Consider the following 15424-nt stretch of genomic DNA (forward strand, 5'->3'; position numbering starts at 1 on the left):
CACGGAGTCCCCCTGTTGGTCGTGCCGTCCGGTGATCAGCACGGGAGCCTACCTGCCCGCAGGGCTCAGGCCGCGCCGCCGATCCTGCCGGTTTCACGGACCAACTCGATCGCCCTGCCAAGGGTGTTGAGCCGGTCCTCCAGGGTCTCCCCGGCCGGGTAGAGACGGACCGTGTCCACCCCGGCGTCCCGCCAGACGCGCAGCCGCCGCCGCACCATCTCCTCCGTGCCGATGAGCGTGGTGGCCAGCACCATCTCGTCGGTGACCAGACCGGCCGCACCGTCCCGGTCACCCGCCTGCCAGCGCTCGCGCACCTCCGCAGCGACCTCGGCCCAGCCCTGCCTGCTGTAGGCCCGGTTGTAGAAGTTGGCCGACGCGGAGCCCATGCCACCCAAGCTGAAGGCGAGTTCCTTCTTCCGGCCCGCGACCATGGCGCCCAGCGCCTCCTCGTCCCGGGCGAAGGCGACCTCGGCCCCTTGGCAGACGTCGAAGCCGGCGCGGCTGCGGCCGGCGGCGGCCAGCCCCTCGTCCAGCGGAGCGAAGTAGGCGTCCGCCGCGCCCTCCGGCACGAAGCTCGTGCCGAGCCAGCCGTCCGCGATCCGGCCGGTCAGCCGCAGCATGGCAGGCGACAACGCGGCCAGATAGACGGGCACGGCGTGCTCGGCCCGCATCGACAGACGCATCGGCACCGCCTCCCTGCCGGGCAGCGGAATCCCGAACTCGGAGCCCGAGTAGGAGATCTTGCCGCCCGCGAGCACCTGCCGCACGATCTCCACCGTCTCGCGCACACGCGCCAGAGGACGGGCGAACGGCACCCCGTGCAGGCCCTCCATCACCTGCGGACCGGACGGGCCGAGACCGAGCAGGAAACGTCCGCCGGAGAGGTTGGACAGGGTGATCGCCGTCTGGGCGAGAGCCACCGGTGTGCGCGTCCCGACCTGCATGACGGCGGAGCCCAGCAGCATCCGTTCCGTACGGGCCGCGTAGAAACCCAGGGCGGACGGGGCGTCGGACCCCCACGCCTCGGCCACCCAGCAGATGTCGAGCCCCAGTTTCTCGGCCTCGACCACGAAGTCGGCCTGCCCGGACCAGGAGCCAAAACCCGACGCCTCGACGGTCGTCGCCGTCCGCATCACGCCTCCGCCCACTGCCGGACGCACTCCAGCGTGGCGGTCATGCCGCGCTCGAACTCCCGCAACCTCACGAACACGATCTTCTGCTCCTTCTCCGGCATGGCGTCGATCGCGAAGGAGAGCCCGGAGCGCCCGGGTCCCATCCGCATCCACTGCGACAGCTCGGTCCCGCCGTTCCTGGGTGCGAGGCCGAACCGCCAGACGGCACTGGGCTCGTCCGGATCCCCGACCGCCCAGGAGAACACCCGCCCGGGCTCGTACGCGACGACCGTGGAGGTCGTCTCCCACTCGCCGAACGCCTCGTGCCTGTTCCGCCCGACGAACCGGGCCCCGACCGCGGGACCGGCGGCCCCGTCGACCCACCGCACCGACTGCACCTCCTCGCTCATCCCGGGCATCCGCGTCACGTCCGACACCAGCGCCCACACCCGCTCCGGCGGAGCGGCGATCCACGTCGTCACCTCGACCGTCGGTCTGTCCGCGTAGCGCGCGCCCGTCCACTCCATCTCGTGCCGGCCTCCTCGTCGACAGGGACTGTGCCAGCAGAGTTGCGTAATAAGACTCACTAGGTCAAGAGGGAGTGCGGGCCTGCGGCCGGCAGCGGCGGCGCGGGTGTGCGCCGACGTGCCCCGGTGCGCGGAACCGCGCTCGCGGGGCCGCGTACGCTACCGATGGCTCCGCCCCGGAAGATCGTCACGTCTGACGTGATTCACGGCGGGGGAGCCATCAGGGATGGCGGTAGCCATGCCGATCCGTCGGCGGGCACGATGTTTCACGGCCGGGCGCGGTCCGGAAGGTCCGCCCGCGCCTTCGAGCGGAGGAACCACATGGGATCGGCGATGAGCGAGCGGAATCACCGCCGGCAGAGATGGGCGGCCAGGGGAGCCCTGGCCTCGGTGGCGCTGGCGGCGTCGCTGCCCCTCGTGACCGGCGGTCTGAAGGGACTGCTGCTGCTCGCGGCCGGGCTGGTGGGACTCGCCCTGACCGCGGCCGCGGTCTGGTGGGTCCTGTCCCGCCGGGGACCGGCCCGTACGGCGGCGGCCGCGCTGGCCGTCGTCGCCCCCGTCGCCGTCATCACCCTCTTCGCGGTCGCGAATCTGCTTTGGGTGATCTTCGCATCCCTGCTGCTGTGGTGCCTCGCGGTCTGGAGCGGCCGCTACGCCCTGCGCAGCACGGGTCTGCGGCCGGTACGGGTCAAGGAGTACCGCACGCCACCGCCGAGACGCCCCTTCCTGCTGCTCAACCCCCGCTCCGGCGGCGGCAAGGTCGGGAAGTTCGGCATCAAGGAGAAGGCCGAGGCGCTGGGTGCCCGCGTCGTCCTCCTCGACCCGGACCAGTACCAGGACGTCACGACCCTGGCCAAGGCGGCCGTGGCCGAGGGAGCCGACCTGCTCGGCGTCGCGGGCGGTGACGGCACGCAGGCACTGGTCGCCGCCGTCGCGGCGGAACACGGCCTGCCGTTCCTCGTCATCTCGGCCGGCACGCGCAACCACTTCGCCATGGACCTGGGCCTGGACCGCGACGATCCGTCCACATGCCTCGACGCCCTCACCGACGGGGTGGAACTCCGCGTCGACCTCGGTTTCGCCGACGACCGCCCCTTCGTGAACAACGCGTCGTTCGGCGCGTACGGGGCCGTCGTCCAGAGCCCGGGCTATCGGGAGGACAAGATGGGTGCGGCGCTGGAGCGGCTGCCCGAGCTGCTCACCCGGCAGAGCGGCCCGCGGCTGACGGCCGGCGCCGACGGCACCACCATCGCCGACCCGCAGGCCGTGCTGGTGAGCAACAACCCGTACCGCATGGACGATCCGTTCGGCTTCGGCCGGCGCCAGCGGCTCGACTCCGGGAAGCTGGGCGTGCTCGCCGTCCGTGTCGACAGTGCCGTGGAAGCGGCCGAACTCCTGCTGGCCCCGCGCCCGGAGGGGCTCACGGTGCTCACCGCCCAGCACGTGGTCGTCGAAGCCGACGCACCGCACCTGGAGGTCGGCCTCGACGGTGAAGCCCTCATCCTGCCCTCTCCCGTCCACTGCCGCATCGCCCGCCGCGCCCTGCGCGTCCGGGTGCCCCGCAACCGCCCCGGGGTTCCCGAGGCGCCACCCCGCCTGGACTGGCGCCGGCTCCGCAAGCTGGCGGCGGCGGTCGGCCGTACCGCCGCACCGTCACGCTCCTGGCGCCCCTGAGCACCGGACCCGGCCGCCGTCCGCGGGGGAGGTGGCACCAGGCCCTGTCACCTGGGCCGTACGGCCTGCCTCCCTTCCCGGCACAACGCGTTCGCGACCAGCCGCACACCCGCCCGGTGCTGCCGCAGCACGTCCTCGACGGAGGTGGCCCACCCGGTGGACATCGAGGCGGTGACGGCGACCCGGCCGTCGTCGCTCACCGCGTTCCGGCTCATGTAGCCGATCTCGTCCCCGCCGTGGCCCCAGGCCCAGCCGCCGCACGGCAGTCCGGTCCTCATCAGCCCGAGCCCGTACCGCGCGCCCGGGTACGGCACCTGGAACTCGTCGTTCAACGGAACCGTGCGTTTCATCTCCCTGAGCTGGGCGGGCTTGAGGACCTTGCCGCCGAGGAGGTCGCGGAAGAAGCGGTTCAGATCGGCCGTGGTGCCGATGAGGCCGCCGGAGGCGTTGGGGTCCTCGTACAGGGTCACGTCGACGAGCTTCGGCTTCGTGCCGAACCGCTGGTAGCCGCGCGCGTGCGGCTTCCGGACGGCGGGCGAGCCGCCCGGGTAGTACGTGTGCCGCAGTCCGAGCGGCTTCAGCAGCCGTTGCCGTACCTGGTCGTGCCAGGTGTGGCCGGTGGCCTTCTCGATGACCATGCCGAGCAGGATGTAGCCGACGTTCGAATAGCCCCAGCCCTCGCCGGGCCGGAAGTCCGGGCGGTGCCGCATGGCCCGTTCGACCAGCTGCTCGGGGGTGAACGGGTGGAAGCGGACCTCGTAGTACCTCTTCGCCGTCTCGATGGCGGGGTAGTCGTCGTGGATGCCGCTGGTGTGCTGGAGCAGCTGGCGGAGAGTGATCTTCCGGCCGTCGTTGCCGTTGCCGCGCACCACGCCCGGCAGCCACTTCTCGACGGTGTCCTCCAGCGCCACCTTCCGCTCGCCGACGAGTTGGAGCACGACGGCGGCCACGAAGGTCTTGGTGTTGCTGGCGATCCGGAAGTAGCCGCCGTCGGGCACGGGGCGGCCCGTACGGATGTCGGCGGTGCCGCTCGTCACGGTGGCGGGACCGTGCCGGCCGCCGCTCACCCGGGCCTGCACGCCGATGGCGCCGGTGTCGCGTACGGCGTCGGCGTCCCGCTGGAACGGCGTGTGCCGCGCGGCGGTGGAGGCGGAACCGTCGTCGTTCATCCCCGCGACGGCTTCGGTGACGGCCGTCGGCACGGCGGCCGCCATGACGAGTGCGGCGGCGATCGCCGCCGTGACGTGGCGGCGGCGCGACTGGGAAGGCCGTCGGGACGGGTTGGCTGGCACGGGATCCTCCAGAGGTACGGACGCTGTGTGCGGAAGTACCACCGACGCTAGGAGCGGGGCCCCTGCGCGGGCGTCGTCCGCCGGGAGGGGCGGGCGGGGCAACTTTCGTTCCGTGCCCTGCGTCTCCTGGGATCGCCGGTCATACGATGCCGGGAGGGCCGCAGGGGCGAAGACCGCTCAGTGGGCGGTGAGTGGGGATCGGGACGGGGACGGGGACGGGGTTGGGCATGACGGGGGGTTCGTGGCGGAGACGACACGGAGCGGACCGGTCCGTAGGGTCCTCAGGGGCGCCGCGCGGTTCCTTACGGGCGACGGCCGGTTCCTTACGGGCGTTTGCCGCCACGCTGCGCCGCAGGCTCGCCGGGCGCCCCGCGGAGGTGCTCGTCGCCGCAGTCCTCACCGGCATCGCCGTACTGCTCCGGCTGCGCCTGCCGTTGCCCGACGGCGCTGGCCCGACCGCCGCCGTCATGGCACCGCTCGTCGGGGCGGGCCTGCCGCTGGTGTGGCGGCGTTCGCGTCCGGAGCTCGTGCTGGCCGCCACAGCGGTCTGCTATCTGACGGGGGAACTGCTCGACCCCTTCGGTGACAACGCCCAGAGCGTGTTCCTGGCCTGCTACTCGGTGGCACGGCACACGCCCGCGCCACGCAGCCTCCTGGCTCCCGTCGCCCTCACCACGACGCTGTTCGTCCCGGAGTGGGCCGACGGCCGGCTGAACGTGATCTCCTCGGCCGACAACGCCATCCCGCTCGGCCCCGCCGACTACCTGGTGGCCGCCGCGATGGCCGCCGCCGTATGGCTGCTGGGCGCGTCACGGCGCCGGCTGCACGCGGACGCCGCGCGCCTGCGCGACCTGGCCGAGCGCCTCCGTGCCGAGCAGCGGGTCAGCGCCCAACGCGCGGTGGCCGCAGAACGCGCCCGGATCGCCCGCGACCTGCACGACCTGGTGGCCCATCACGTCAGCGCGATCGCCTTGCAGGCACGCGCGGTCACCGTCGTTCTGCCGGACGACTCACGCGCCGCCGGTCAGGGGGTGGAGGCGATCAGCGAGGCGGCGGACACCGCGCTGGACGAGATGCGGGGCCTGGTCCGGCTGCTCGCGGACCCGCAGCCGGAGAGCGGCGCCGCGCCGCTCCCGCAGCCGTCGCTGCGCCACCTGGAACGGCTGACCGGGGAGTCGGAGGCGGCGGGCTGCCCGGTCACGCTCACGGTGAACGGGCCGGTGGCGGGGCTGCCGCCCGCCGTGCAGGTCTCGGCGTACCGCGTCGTACAGGAGGCGCTGTCGAACGTACGCAAGCACGCCGGCGCCGTCCCCGTACGCGTCGCGCTGGCCTGCCGGGACGGCCGTTTGACTGTCACGGTGGAGAACGTCGCACCCGCCCCGGACCGCCGCCCGATGCCCGGCTCCGGACTCGGGCTGATCGGCATGCGCGAGCGCACCGCGCTGTTCGGCGGCACGTTCCGCGCGGAACCCCTCCCGGACGGCGGCTGGCGGGTCGTGGCCATGTTCCGGCCGCAGGACGGCAGTAGTCCGTACGTGCTCGCCGACGGCGCGTACGCGCCGGAGGAGGGCCGATGACGCCGCCGGTGCGGGTGCTGACCGTGGACGACCAGGAGCTGGTCAGGACGGCGCTGCGGGTGATGCTGCGGCGGCGTACGGATGTGGAGGTGGTGGGCGAGGCGGCGGACGGCGCGCGGGCCGTCGAGGCGGCGTACGAACTCCGCCCGGACGTGGTGCTGATGGACGTACGGATGCCCGGCATGACCGGGGTGGAGGCGACCGCGCGGATCCTCCGGGGCTGGCCGCACCCCGGGCCGCGACCGCGCGTGCTGGTGCTGACGACCTTCGACCTGGACGAGTACGTGCACGCCGCGCTGCGCGCCGGGGCCAGCGGGTTCCTGCTGAAGAACACCACGCCGGAGCTGCTGGCCGAGGCGATCGGAGTGGTCGCGGCGGGCGAGGCGATGCTCGCGCCGACGGTCACGCGGCGGCTGATCCGGACGTTCTCCGACCTGCCGCCGCCGCTGCTGTCCGGCGTGCGGCCCCGCCCGTCACCGCCCGACGGGTCGCCCGGCGGGCCGGGCGACCCCCTGGAGGCGCTCACCCGGCGCGAACGGGACGTCGCGGAACTGATCGCCCGCGGGCTCTCGAACGCGCGGATCGCCGGGTCGCTCGGCCTCAGCGAAGCCGGTGTGAAGAGCACCGTCAACCGCATCCTGACCAGGCTCGGACTGGAGAACCGCGTACAGATCGCGATCCTCGTGCTCGCGGCCGAACCCACGACGGAACAGGGCGACGGCTAGGGCGCTTTCCTTTGAACCACTAGGGTCTGTCGTTTGGATCAGGCCGCAGGAAATCGACGGTGCTGTTCAGTGCCGGTGAGCGGGGTCTGGTGTGTGCAGCTGCAAGGCGGAGGAGGGCGTCGACGCGGAGCGTCGGCAACCGACGACAACGCGGCAGATGCGCGTGCCAGACCCCGCGTCTGCGGCGTGATCCAAACGACAGACCCTAGGCGCCCTTCTGAACCACTAGGCGCCCTTCGGCCCCGCCTGCTGCACCACCTCGAACGACCAGAGCGTCGAGTCGCTCGCCGCGGGCCTGGGGCGCTCGCCGCCCTCGCCGCCGCCCTGGTGCGCGGCCTTCATCGGTCCTTCCATCCAGGCCTGGAAGGAGGCCTCGTCACGCCACCGGGTGTAGACGAGGTAGGTGTCGGTGCCCTCCACCGGGCGGAGGAGCTCGAACCACTCGAAGCCGTCGGAGCTCTCCACGGTGTGCGCGCGGGAAGCGAACCGCTTCTCCAGCGTCTCCCGCTGCTCGGCGGGCACGGTCAGCACATTGATCTTGACTACGCTCATGGCCCCATCTTGCCCGATGGCACATCCGCGCAGGCTAAGTCCTACGCCGTCGAGAGTTTTGAACGCGTTCAAATATGAGCTAGGGTCACTCCTATACATCGAGGGGGAATGGCATGAAGATCGTGATACCCGGCGGGACCGGGCAGGTCGGCACCGTTCTGAAGCGCGCGCTGAGCGCGGCCGGACATGACGTGGTGGTGCTCAGCAGGCGTCCGCGGCAGCGGGACGAAGTGCACTGGGACTGCACGACCCTGGGCCCGTGGGCGGGGGAGATCGACGGCAGCGATGTCGTGGTCAACCTGGCCGGCCGGAGCGTGAACTGCCGCTACACCCCCGTCAACCTCCGCGAGATGATGGACTCGCGGGTCCACTCCGCCCGGGTCGTGGGCGAGGCGATCGCCGCGGCCGCCCGGCCGCCCCGGGTCTGGCTCCAGATGAGTACCGCGACCGTCTACGCCCACCGCTTCGACGCACCCAACGACGAGGCCACCGGCGTGATCGGGGGCACCGAACCGGACGCCCCCGGCTACTGGGCCTACAGCGTCGACATCGCCAAGGCCTGGGAGCGGGAGCAGGAGACGGCCGGTACCCCGCACACCCGCAAGGTGGCTCTGCGTGCCGCCATGGTCATGAGCCCGGACCGCGGCGGTGTCTTCGACGTCCTGCTGCGGCTGGCCCGCCTGGGCCTCGGTGGCCCTGTCGCCGGCGGCACGCAGTACGTCTCGTGGATCCACGACCAGGACTTCGTCCGGGCGGTCGAGTTCCTGGTCGCCCGGGAGGACATCACGGGCCCGGTCAATCTCGCCGCTCCCGCGCCCCTGCCGCACCGCGACTTCATGCGCGCCCTGCGTACGGCGTGGGGTGTCCCGGTGGGCCTGCCCGCGACTCGCTGGATGGCCGAGGCCGGCGCCTTCGTCCTGCGCTCGGACACCGAACTGCTGCTCAAGAGCCGCCGCGTCGTCCCCGGCCGCCTCCTGGACGCGGGCTTCACGTTCGGACACCCCGACTGGCCGACGGCCGCGGACGACCTCGTGCGGCGGCTCCGCGGCCGTGACGCGGGATGAGGCCGGGTCAGCCCTGCTTCCTGCCCTGCTCCAGGGCCTTGCCGGTCATGTCGGTGACCTGTCCGGCCGGGGGCGCGTCGGCCTCCACCTCGGTGCCGAAGTCGGTGAAGTCCATGACCGTGCGCACCGTGACCCGCTGAGGCGACGGCGAGGCGTCGGTGGAGGACCGCTCCGTCGACCCCGGCGCGGTCTTGAGGGTCATGTCGACCTGCTGACGGCGCATGCGGCCCTCTTCGTCCAGCCACACGTCCATCGGCAGCGTCGGCCCGACCTGCTGCCGCAGCGCGTCGCCGTTGGGCAGCTCGGCGACGTCGACGGAGACGCGGTAGTGCGTGGTCTCGACGCCGTCGATCGTGGCCGTGCCCTTCTTGGTCACGTCCTTGTCGGTGATCGCCTTCGCGTACGCAGCGGACTGCGCCGGATCGCTCATGGACCGGTCGCCCGCGCCCTGCTGTGCGGAGACCTTCCCCAGGTCGATCTTGATCCAGGGCTTGCCGCCCGGCGCCTGCCCCTTGGGCATCTTCTGGTACAGCACCTGATCGACCACCCGCTGCTCGATCCGCTGCCCCTGCACCGTGAGCGTCATGACGCTGTCGCCGTCGTCCAGGTCCACGGCGCCCTGGCCGTTCGCGGACTCCGAGGCGCCCTGGGCCGAGGTCTGCACCCGCAGTTTCACCTTGGCGGTGTCCTCCTCGGCCGTCCTGTCGTAGGCGGAGCGCACCGCCTGCGTGCCCTGCTCCTGTGTGTCGCCCTGCGCCGAGGAACCCCGTGCGCCGTCACCCGTGCCGTCCTCGTCGCCGCAGCCGACCAGCACCGTGCCGGCCAGCACGCCGGCGACGCATAACGCGCAGACCTTCCGGCCCTTGCCTGCCGTGCCCATCGAACCAGCTCCTCTCCGTGTGATGCGACACAAGTGCCCATGCCGGGCATGAACACACTTGCGTGCCCGAAGAGTTGGTTTCCGGGACGATCCCCTCCCCGGCCGGTGTGGTCGGTGCGGGCCCGGTCAGCGGCGCCCGCGGAGCTTGCCCAGCAGCCGCTGGGCCTGGGCCCGCTTGCGCGGATCGGCGGCGGCCCGCCGTGCCTGCTCGACGGCCTGCCGCCCCTGCGGGCTCCGGGCGAACTGCTTGATGCGATTCAGGATGCCGGCCATGATGCACTTCCCTCGTGTTCTGACGTCGTCTTGTCTGTAGCTCGCTTACCCCTCCGACGAGGGGCTCAGCCCTCCGCCCGCCCGGACGGTGCGCGCCCGAACGTGTTTGCCGCCGGAGTCAGGGGCAAGTCGCAGTCCATGACTGAAGAGAACAAGCGCACGAATCAGAAGCCGACCACCATACGGACCACGGAGTCCAAGGCCCGAGGCGCCGCGGACAAGGCGACCGCGCCGACGGCCCAGGCCGCGAAGCGCGCGTCGGCCAAGGCCGATGACGCGGCGTCAGCCGTCAAGTCCGGCGCCGAACGCTCCGCGGAGACGACGACGGCGGCCGTGCAGACCGCGGCCAAGAGTGTCGAGGCGGGCCGCCAGGCGGTCGTCGCGGCCTCCGGCCAGGTCGCCGCGACGGCGAAGACGGCCTGGACGGTGATCGCCCACCGCAAGGCCGTCGCCGCGGGTGTCGGGGCGGGCCTGACCGCCCTGAGCGCAGCGTCGTACGCCGTGGGCCGCCGCGCGGGACGCCACACGCAGGGCCCGCTCACCCGGCTCACCGGCGGACGGATCTGACCCGAGGCGGGGCTTCACGGACACCCTCTGGGCAGGACGCCCACAAGGCCGGAAGGCGGCGCGGCGCAACACCGGGCATCCCGGTGGTACGCGGCGCCGCCTCCTTGCGGGGCGTTGCGCCGCCTCGTTGTGGTGCGTGGCGTGGTCCGTCGGTCCACCGCGTGGCTTGGCACACATCCGGCCCTCGCAGCGGTGCCCCTCTCGCGCGTCACCGCTGTGACGAGGAAGGATGAGAGCGCAAGCGAAGGATCACAACCAGTGGAGGAGCGGGCCCATGCAGCACGAGCGAGCGGGCAGTCCGGCCGGTCCCGAAGATCTCGTCGATGTCGCTCGGCTGGTCACCGCGTACTACGCGCTCCACCCCGACCTGGACGACCCGGGGCAGCGCGTCACGTTCGGGACCTCCGGACACCGCGGAACCTCACTGGCCGGCGCGTTCAACGACGACCACATCGCCGCGACCAGCCAGGCCATCTGCGAGTACCGCGCGGCCCAGGGCATCGACGGCCCGCTGTTCCTGGGCGCCGACACCCACGCCCTGTCGGAGCCCGCGCGGGTCACCGCGCTGGAGGTGTTCGCCGCCAACGAGCTGACGGTGCTGATCGACGACGCGGACGGCTACACGCCGACCCCGGCCGTCTCACACGCCATCCTCACCCACAACCGCGGCCGCACCACCGGCCTCGCGGACGGCGTCGTGGTCACCCCGTCCCACAATCCGCCCGCCGACGGGGGGTTCAAGTACAACCCGCCCAGCGGCGGCCCGGCCGCCTCCGACGCGACCTCCTGGATCCAGGACCGGGCGAACGAGATCATCCGCGGCGGCCTGAAGGACGTCCGGCGCATCCCCCACGCCCGGGCCCTCGCCGCGGCCACCACCGGCCGCTACGACTTCCTGGGCACCTACGTCACCGACCTGCCCGGCGTGCTCGACCTGGACGCGATCCGCTCAGCCGGGGTGCGCATCGGGGCGGACCCGCTGGGCGGGGCGTCCGTCGCCTACTGGGGCCGGATCGCCGAACAGCACCGCCTCGACCTCACCGTGGTCAACCCGCACACCGACCCCACCTGGCGGTTCATGACGCTGGACTGGGACGGCAAGATCCGGATGGACTGCTCGTCGCCGTACGCGATGGCCTCGCTCATCGCGCAGCGCGACCGCTTCGACGTCGCCACCGGCAACGACGCCGACGCCGACCGGCACGGCATCGTCACCCCGGACGCGGGCCTGATGAACCCCAACCACTACCTCGCCGTCGCCATCTCCTACCTCTACTCCCACCGCGACCGCTGGCCCGCCGCCGCCGGTGTCGGCAAGACCCTGGTGTCCTCCGCCATGATCGACCGGGTCGCCGCCGACCTCGGCCGCGAACTGGCCGAAGTGCCCGTCGGGTTCAAGTGGTTCGTGGACGGGCTGGTCGACGGCACCATCGGCTTCGGCGGGGAGGAGTCGGCCGGGGCGTCCTTCCTGCGCCGGGACGGCTCCGTGTGGACCACCGACAAGGACGGCATCATCCTGGCACTGCTCGCCTCCGAGATCACGGCGGTCACCGGGAAGACCCCGTCGGAGCACTACGCCGCACTCACCGCCCGCTTCGGCGAACCGGCGTACGCGCGGATCGACGCCCCGGCGTCCCGGGAGGAGAAGGCCCTGCTCGCCAAGCTCTCGCCGGCACAGGTCAGCGCGGACACCCTGGCCGGGGACGCCGTCACCGCTGTGCTCACCGAGGCCCCCGGCAACGGCGCACCCATCGGCGGCATCAAGGTGACCACCGACAACGCCTGGTTCGCGGCCCGCCCCTCCGGCACCGAGGACGTCTACAAGATCTACGCCGAGTCCTTCCGCGGCCCCGACCACCTCCATCAGGTCCAGGAGGAGGCCAAGACCGTGGTGCTGACGGCGCTTTCCAGCTGAGCACCGGCACGCCACGGCCCGGGCCACCCCACGGTGGCCCGGGCCGGGCGGGCTTCAGCTCCGCAGGCTGCGGGCGGGCAGGACGACGTGCGCCGCCGAGGTGAGCACGTCCTCGTCGGACGTGAAGGCGGCCAGCGTCTCGACGTCGCCGGGCTCGGCGCCCTCCGGCCACGGCCGGGTGGCGAAGATGAGGTAGGCGTACCCGAGCTTGCCCACGGCGTCCAGCCAGGTCTCCGGCGGGACGAACTGCGACCTGAGGTGCCGCACGGTCAAGACGGCCGACCCGGGCACGACGAGCAGGCCGACCGGCAGACTCGGCCGCTGGGTCGCGTGGACGAGGCCCTCGCCCGGAGGGAGGCCGGCGTCGGTCAGCAACTGCTCGATGGCCTTCGACGTGGCCTCCGGGCCGTTCGCACCGTCTCCGAGGGAGCAGGCCAGGAGGTACGGAACGTCCCCGTCGGGGGTCGTGCTCCGCCAGGACAGGACGACGAGGGAGCCCAGGTCGTCGGTGTGCACGGACTGCGCTTCGGGTGAGATCGAGGTCACCGCGGAACCGTATCGGCGCACCGGCGGGCACCCGGCCCGCTCTCACCCGACTGGACCACGCCCCGCCGGGCTCTCCACACCGAACGAGGCACATCTCCCGCGGGTACCGGTTCGCCGGGGTGGAACGCGATACAGGACACTGGGGGAAGATCCGACCCGGGAAGGACCGACAAGTGATCATCTTCGGCACCAAGGGGTACCTGTACCAGCTGGCGATACTGACGCTGGTCTGCGGTCAGTGCGGCAACCCCGCCGCGCACACGCTCAGGAAGCGCGTCACGAAGTTCACGCTGTTCTTCGTGCCGCTGTTCCCGATCTCGACGAAGTACCTCACGCAGTGCACCTTCTGCGGTGCGGAACAGAAGGTGACCAAGGAACAGGCGGAGCAGTTGCAGGCCCAGAGCACGAGCGGCGACGGCGGCCAGACGTACGGGCAGCCGCAGCAGCAGCACCGGTTCTGAGCCGGTCGGCCGTCCCGGGGCGGGGAGGTGCTCAGCCGGTCGTGAGCACCTCGTCCGCCAGGCCCAGGTGCCTCGTGGCCGTGGACGGGGCGACACCGGCGAGGCGGGCCACATCGGAGGCCGTCCAGGCCCGGCCGTCGAGCAGGGCGAGACAGATCGCGGCGCGCGTGCGATCGGTGAGCAGCGCCCCCAGTGAGGCGAGATCCGGTTCTTCGGCACGGACGTCGGGGCTGGTCACCGGCCGATTGTCCCCGGCCGACACTTCGACGCGCATCGAAACGTCCCGCCCGTAGCGTCCTGAGCCATGACGACCGACACCCACCGCGTGATCCAGCCCGGCGTCCTGTACTTCGGCACGCCCGTCGTGCTGCTGACCACCGAGAACGACGACGGCTCCTGCAATCTCGCCCCGATTTCCTCCGCGTGGGCCCTGGGACGCCAGGTCGTCCTGGGCATCGGCAGCGAGAGCCGGACCGTGGGCAACCTCGCCGAGCGCCCGGAGCTCGTGATCAACATCGCCTCGCCGGAGTTGTGGGAGCACGTGGAACGCCTCGCACCGCTCACCGGGGCCCACCCCGTGCCGGAGGCCAAGCGGGCGCTGTACCGCTACGAGCCGGACAAGTTCGCCGCGGCCGGACTCACTCCGGTCGCCGCCGACCTCGTGAAGCCGCCGCGCGTGGCCGAGTGCGCGCTCCAGCTGGAGGCCCGGGCACGCGCGCTGACACCCGGCGGAGCGGGCCTCTTCTTCAGCGTCGAGTGCGAGGTCCTGCGCGTCCACGCCGCCGACCGCGTCGTCGTACCCGGCACCCACCACATCGACCCGGCCGTCTGGAGTCCGCTCATCTACAACTTCCGCCACTACCACGGGCTGGCCCACGAGCTCGGTCACGGCTTCCGCTCCGAGACGGCCAGGGCCACCACCCCCGCCGCCTGACCCGCCCGCGCCGTGACCGATGGCGGATCCTGCCCCGCCCGGTCACGGTGCCAACGGCGGCCCGTCCACCCGGCGGCGCCTTTCCAGCAGCAACGCCGCCCCCGTGGCGACCGCCCCGGCGCCCTCCCACAGGCCGACACCGACGAAGACGCCCGGCGCTCTCCCGCTGAGCGCCGCGATGGTGAAGACCGTGCAGGTGAGCAGCCGGAACGGAACGGTCCACCGGAAGAAGGCCCGCCAGTCGGCCAGCGCCGCCAGTACGTAGTACACGCCCATGTTGAGCGCCGCCATGGACGACGCCGTCAAGAACGCGGGCGTGAAGTCCCCGGCGGCACGCTCGCCCGGGGCCGCCAGCCCCAGCAGCGACAACTGCGTGGCCGGTGAGGCCAGGCCCACCGCCCCGAGGGCGGCGGCGAGCACACCGAAGACGGCCATGGTCCAGCCGGAGGCCGAGCGGGGGAGCGGAAGACGCACGCCGGGGATCGTATCCGTGTTCGACCGGTGGCGGGGCCGGTTCCGTTTCCCTTCCCGGACGGCACGCCGAACCGTGTGGCAACCGCAAGATCCCGGGTACTCGTCCTGGGCCCGGACCTCTGTGTGGGCCGATGGGCCTCCAGCAGTCGATCAGGAAAACGGAGGCGAACAGATGAGCACCGTCAAGGAAACCGTGGAAGTCGACGTCCCCATCCACACTGCCTACAACCAGTGGACGCAGTTCGAGGAGTTCCCGAACTTCATGGAGGGCGTCGAGGAGGTAAGGCAGCTCGACGACCGTCACAACCACTGGACGACCAAGGTCGCCGGAGTGCGGCGCGAGTTCGACACCGAGATCGTCGACCAGCTGCCCGACGAGCGGGTCACCTGGCGCACGACAAGCGGGGACACCCACCAGAAGGGCACCGTCCGCTTCCAGCGCCTGGACGACACCCACACCCGGGTGGAGCTCGTGATGGACGTCGAGCCCAGCGGGGCCGTGGAGAAGGCCGGGGACATGCTCGGCGCGATCGACCGCCAGATCAAGGGCGACATGCAGCGCTTCAAGCAGTACATCGAGAAGCGCGGCGGCGAGTCCGGCGCCTGGCGCGGACGCATCCAGCCGGGCGGCGACACCGGCCCCACCCCCCTCTGACACCCAGGGCGCCCGCTCTTCCGGCCCCGGCCTCCACCACAGACCCGGTGGAGGCCGGGGCCTTTTGTGTCCGGCCCTTCTCCGCCGGCCCGTGTTCCTGAAGCGTCCGTGTCCCCGACGCGGGGAATGTGTGGTGTTTCGGTCATCTCGGTGACATGCACCTGTCCATATCGCTCTCCTGGTGGCACGCTGCCCT

17 protein-coding genes and 1 pseudogene are annotated in these 15424 nt (G+C 72.1%); 9 read left to right on the forward strand and 9 right to left on the reverse strand.

Translation table 11 applies throughout. The annotated features are described in order from the left end of the window. Positions 1-65: 65 nt before the first annotated feature. Together QC385_RS22495 and QC385_RS22500 are read right to left on the reverse strand one after the other, a co-directional pair. A complete protein-coding gene (locus tag QC385_RS22495; protein ID WP_279543116.1) occupies positions 66-1133 on the reverse strand; it encodes an LLM class flavin-dependent oxidoreductase in 1068 nt (355 codons plus the stop codon). Next, on the reverse strand, positions 1133-1639 hold the full coding sequence (locus QC385_RS22500) for an SRPBCC family protein (RefSeq protein ID WP_279543117.1): 507 nt from the start codon (positions 1637-1639) through the stop codon (positions 1133-1135). Before QC385_RS22500 ends, QC385_RS22495 begins: the two co-directional genes overlap by 1 nt. Positions 1640-1960: 321 nt before the next feature. On the opposite strand from QC385_RS22500, the gene QC385_RS22505 reads away from it, so the two are divergent. Further along, entirely contained in the window at positions 1961-3313 is a 1353-nt protein-coding gene (locus tag QC385_RS22505) for a diacylglycerol/lipid kinase family protein (RefSeq protein ID WP_279543118.1), read from the forward strand. 47 nt (positions 3314-3360) lie between these two features. On the opposite strand, the gene QC385_RS22510 is transcribed toward QC385_RS22505, so the two are convergent. Continuing rightward, the gene (locus tag QC385_RS22510; RefSeq protein ID WP_279543119.1) at positions 3361-4605 is read right to left on the reverse strand and encodes a serine hydrolase domain-containing protein; all 1245 of its coding nucleotides are present in this window, start codon (positions 4603-4605) and stop codon (positions 3361-3363) included. A 377-nt stretch (positions 4606-4982) separates the two neighbouring features. On the opposite strand from QC385_RS22510, the gene QC385_RS22515 reads away from it, so the two are divergent. Together QC385_RS22515 and QC385_RS22520 are read left to right on the forward strand one after the other, a co-directional pair. Next, positions 4983-6182 (forward strand): sensor histidine kinase, encoded by a 1200-nt coding sequence (locus QC385_RS22515; protein WP_279543120.1) that lies wholly within the window; start codon positions 4983-4985, stop codon positions 6180-6182. Then, on the forward strand, positions 6179-6907 hold the full coding sequence (locus QC385_RS22520; protein ID WP_279543122.1) for a response regulator transcription factor: 729 nt from the start codon (positions 6179-6181) through the stop codon (positions 6905-6907). Before QC385_RS22515 ends, QC385_RS22520 begins: the two co-directional genes overlap by 4 nt. A 225-nt stretch (positions 6908-7132) precedes the next feature. On the opposite strand, the gene QC385_RS22525 is transcribed toward QC385_RS22520, so the two are convergent. Next, positions 7133-7459 carry an antibiotic biosynthesis monooxygenase family protein gene (locus QC385_RS22525; protein ID WP_031116253.1) on the reverse strand — a complete coding sequence of 109 codons (327 nt, stop codon included), beginning with the start codon at positions 7457-7459 and terminating at the stop codon, positions 7133-7135. Positions 7460-7572: 113 nt separating this feature from the next. Between QC385_RS22525 and QC385_RS22530 the strand changes: the two genes are divergently transcribed. After that, positions 7573-8523: a TIGR01777 family oxidoreductase gene (locus tag QC385_RS22530; RefSeq protein WP_279543123.1), complete on the forward strand. Its 951-nt coding sequence runs from the start codon at positions 7573-7575 to the stop codon at positions 8521-8523. 7 nt (positions 8524-8530) lie between these two features. Here QC385_RS22530 and QC385_RS22535 read toward each other — a convergent pair whose 3' ends face one another. Both QC385_RS22535 and QC385_RS22540 read right to left on the reverse strand, forming a co-directional pair. Then, complete coding sequence (locus tag QC385_RS22535) at positions 8531-9403, reverse strand: hypothetical protein (RefSeq protein ID WP_279543124.1); 873 nt, start codon at positions 9401-9403, stop codon at positions 8531-8533. Positions 9404-9529: 126 nt separating this feature from the next. Beyond that, positions 9530-9676 (reverse strand): hypothetical protein, encoded by a 147-nt coding sequence (locus tag QC385_RS22540; protein WP_167537512.1) that lies wholly within the window; start codon positions 9674-9676, stop codon positions 9530-9532. 138 nt (positions 9677-9814) lie between these two features. On the opposite strand from QC385_RS22540, the gene QC385_RS22545 reads away from it, so the two are divergent. Both QC385_RS22545 and pgm read left to right on the forward strand, forming a co-directional pair. Continuing rightward, positions 9815-10243 (forward strand): hypothetical protein, encoded by a 429-nt coding sequence (locus tag QC385_RS22545; protein ID WP_279543126.1) that lies wholly within the window; start codon positions 9815-9817, stop codon positions 10241-10243. Between the two features lie 274 nt (positions 10244-10517). After that, positions 10518-12158, forward strand: a complete 1641-nt coding sequence (gene pgm, locus QC385_RS22550) for a phosphoglucomutase (alpha-D-glucose-1,6-bisphosphate-dependent) (protein WP_279543127.1) — start codon at positions 10518-10520, stop codon at positions 12156-12158. Between the two features lie 54 nt (positions 12159-12212). Here pgm and QC385_RS22555 read toward each other — a convergent pair whose 3' ends face one another. Further along, entirely contained in the window at positions 12213-12704 is a 492-nt protein-coding gene (locus QC385_RS22555; RefSeq protein WP_279543128.1) for a DUF5949 family protein, read from the reverse strand. A 173-nt stretch (positions 12705-12877) separates the two neighbouring features. Here QC385_RS22555 and QC385_RS22560 point away from each other — a divergent pair, with 173 nt between their 5' ends. After that, the gene (locus QC385_RS22560; RefSeq protein ID WP_279543129.1) at positions 12878-13165 is read left to right on the forward strand and encodes a zinc-ribbon domain-containing protein; all 288 of its coding nucleotides are present in this window, start codon (positions 12878-12880) and stop codon (positions 13163-13165) included. A 58-nt stretch (positions 13166-13223) separates the two neighbouring features. Here QC385_RS22560 and QC385_RS22565 read toward each other — a convergent pair. Further along, positions 13224-13439: pseudogene (locus QC385_RS22565) on the reverse strand (winged helix-turn-helix domain-containing protein); the annotation flags it as partial. Positions 13440-13469: 30 nt separating this feature from the next. On the opposite strand from QC385_RS22565, the gene QC385_RS22570 reads away from it, so the two are divergent. Further along, on the forward strand, positions 13470-14099 hold the full coding sequence (locus QC385_RS22570) for a flavin reductase family protein (protein ID WP_279543131.1): 630 nt from the start codon (positions 13470-13472) through the stop codon (positions 14097-14099). Between the two features lie 42 nt (positions 14100-14141). Here the strand turns inward: QC385_RS22570 and QC385_RS22575 are convergent, their stop codons facing one another. Continuing rightward, complete coding sequence (locus tag QC385_RS22575) at positions 14142-14534, reverse strand: hypothetical protein (RefSeq protein WP_279543147.1); 393 nt, start codon at positions 14532-14534, stop codon at positions 14142-14144. 211 nt (positions 14535-14745) lie between these two features. Here QC385_RS22575 and QC385_RS22580 point away from each other — a divergent pair, with 211 nt between their 5' ends. Beyond that, positions 14746-15228, forward strand: coding sequence for an SRPBCC family protein (locus QC385_RS22580; protein ID WP_279543132.1), 483 nt, complete (start codon positions 14746-14748; stop codon positions 15226-15228). Positions 15229-15424 lie beyond the last annotated feature (196 nt).

Origin of the sequence: Streptomyces sp. DH10, assembly GCF_029813805.1 — a bacterium.
Taxonomy (GTDB): Bacteria; Actinomycetota; Actinomycetes; order Streptomycetales; family Streptomycetaceae; genus Streptomyces; species Streptomyces coeruleofuscus.

Bases quoted from the DNA above. Each gene is read 5' to 3' on its own strand.
- QC385_RS22495 (WP_279543116.1), bottom strand. From the start codon at position 1,133: ATGCGGACGGCGACGACCGTCGAGGCGTCGGGTTTTGGCTCCTGGTCC.
- QC385_RS22500 (WP_279543117.1), bottom strand. From the start codon at position 1,639: ATGGAGTGGACGGGCGCGCGCTACGCGGACAGACCGACGGTCGAGGTG.
- QC385_RS22505 (WP_279543118.1), top strand. From the start codon at position 1,961: ATGGGATCGGCGATGAGCGAGCGGAATCACCGCCGGCAGAGATGGGCG.
- QC385_RS22520 (WP_279543122.1), top strand. From the start codon at position 6,179: ATGACGCCGCCGGTGCGGGTGCTGACCGTGGACGACCAGGAGCTGGTC.
- QC385_RS22525 (WP_031116253.1), bottom strand. From the start codon at position 7,459: ATGAGCGTAGTCAAGATCAATGTGCTGACCGTGCCCGCCGAGCAGCGG.
- QC385_RS22530 (WP_279543123.1), top strand. From the start codon at position 7,573: ATGAAGATCGTGATACCCGGCGGGACCGGGCAGGTCGGCACCGTTCTG.
- QC385_RS22535 (WP_279543124.1), bottom strand. From the start codon at position 9,403: ATGGGCACGGCAGGCAAGGGCCGGAAGGTCTGCGCGTTATGCGTCGCC.
- QC385_RS22540 (WP_167537512.1), bottom strand. From the start codon at position 9,676: ATGGCCGGCATCCTGAATCGCATCAAGCAGTTCGCCCGGAGCCCGCAG.
- QC385_RS22545 (WP_279543126.1), top strand. From the start codon at position 9,815: ATGACTGAAGAGAACAAGCGCACGAATCAGAAGCCGACCACCATACGG.
- pgm (WP_279543127.1), top strand. From the start codon at position 10,518: ATGCAGCACGAGCGAGCGGGCAGTCCGGCCGGTCCCGAAGATCTCGTC.
- QC385_RS22570 (WP_279543131.1), top strand. From the start codon at position 13,470: ATGACGACCGACACCCACCGCGTGATCCAGCCCGGCGTCCTGTACTTC.
- QC385_RS22575 (WP_279543147.1), bottom strand. From the start codon at position 14,534: ATGGCCGTCTTCGGTGTGCTCGCCGCCGCCCTCGGGGCGGTGGGCCTG.
- QC385_RS22580 (WP_279543132.1), top strand. From the start codon at position 14,746: ATGAGCACCGTCAAGGAAACCGTGGAAGTCGACGTCCCCATCCACACT.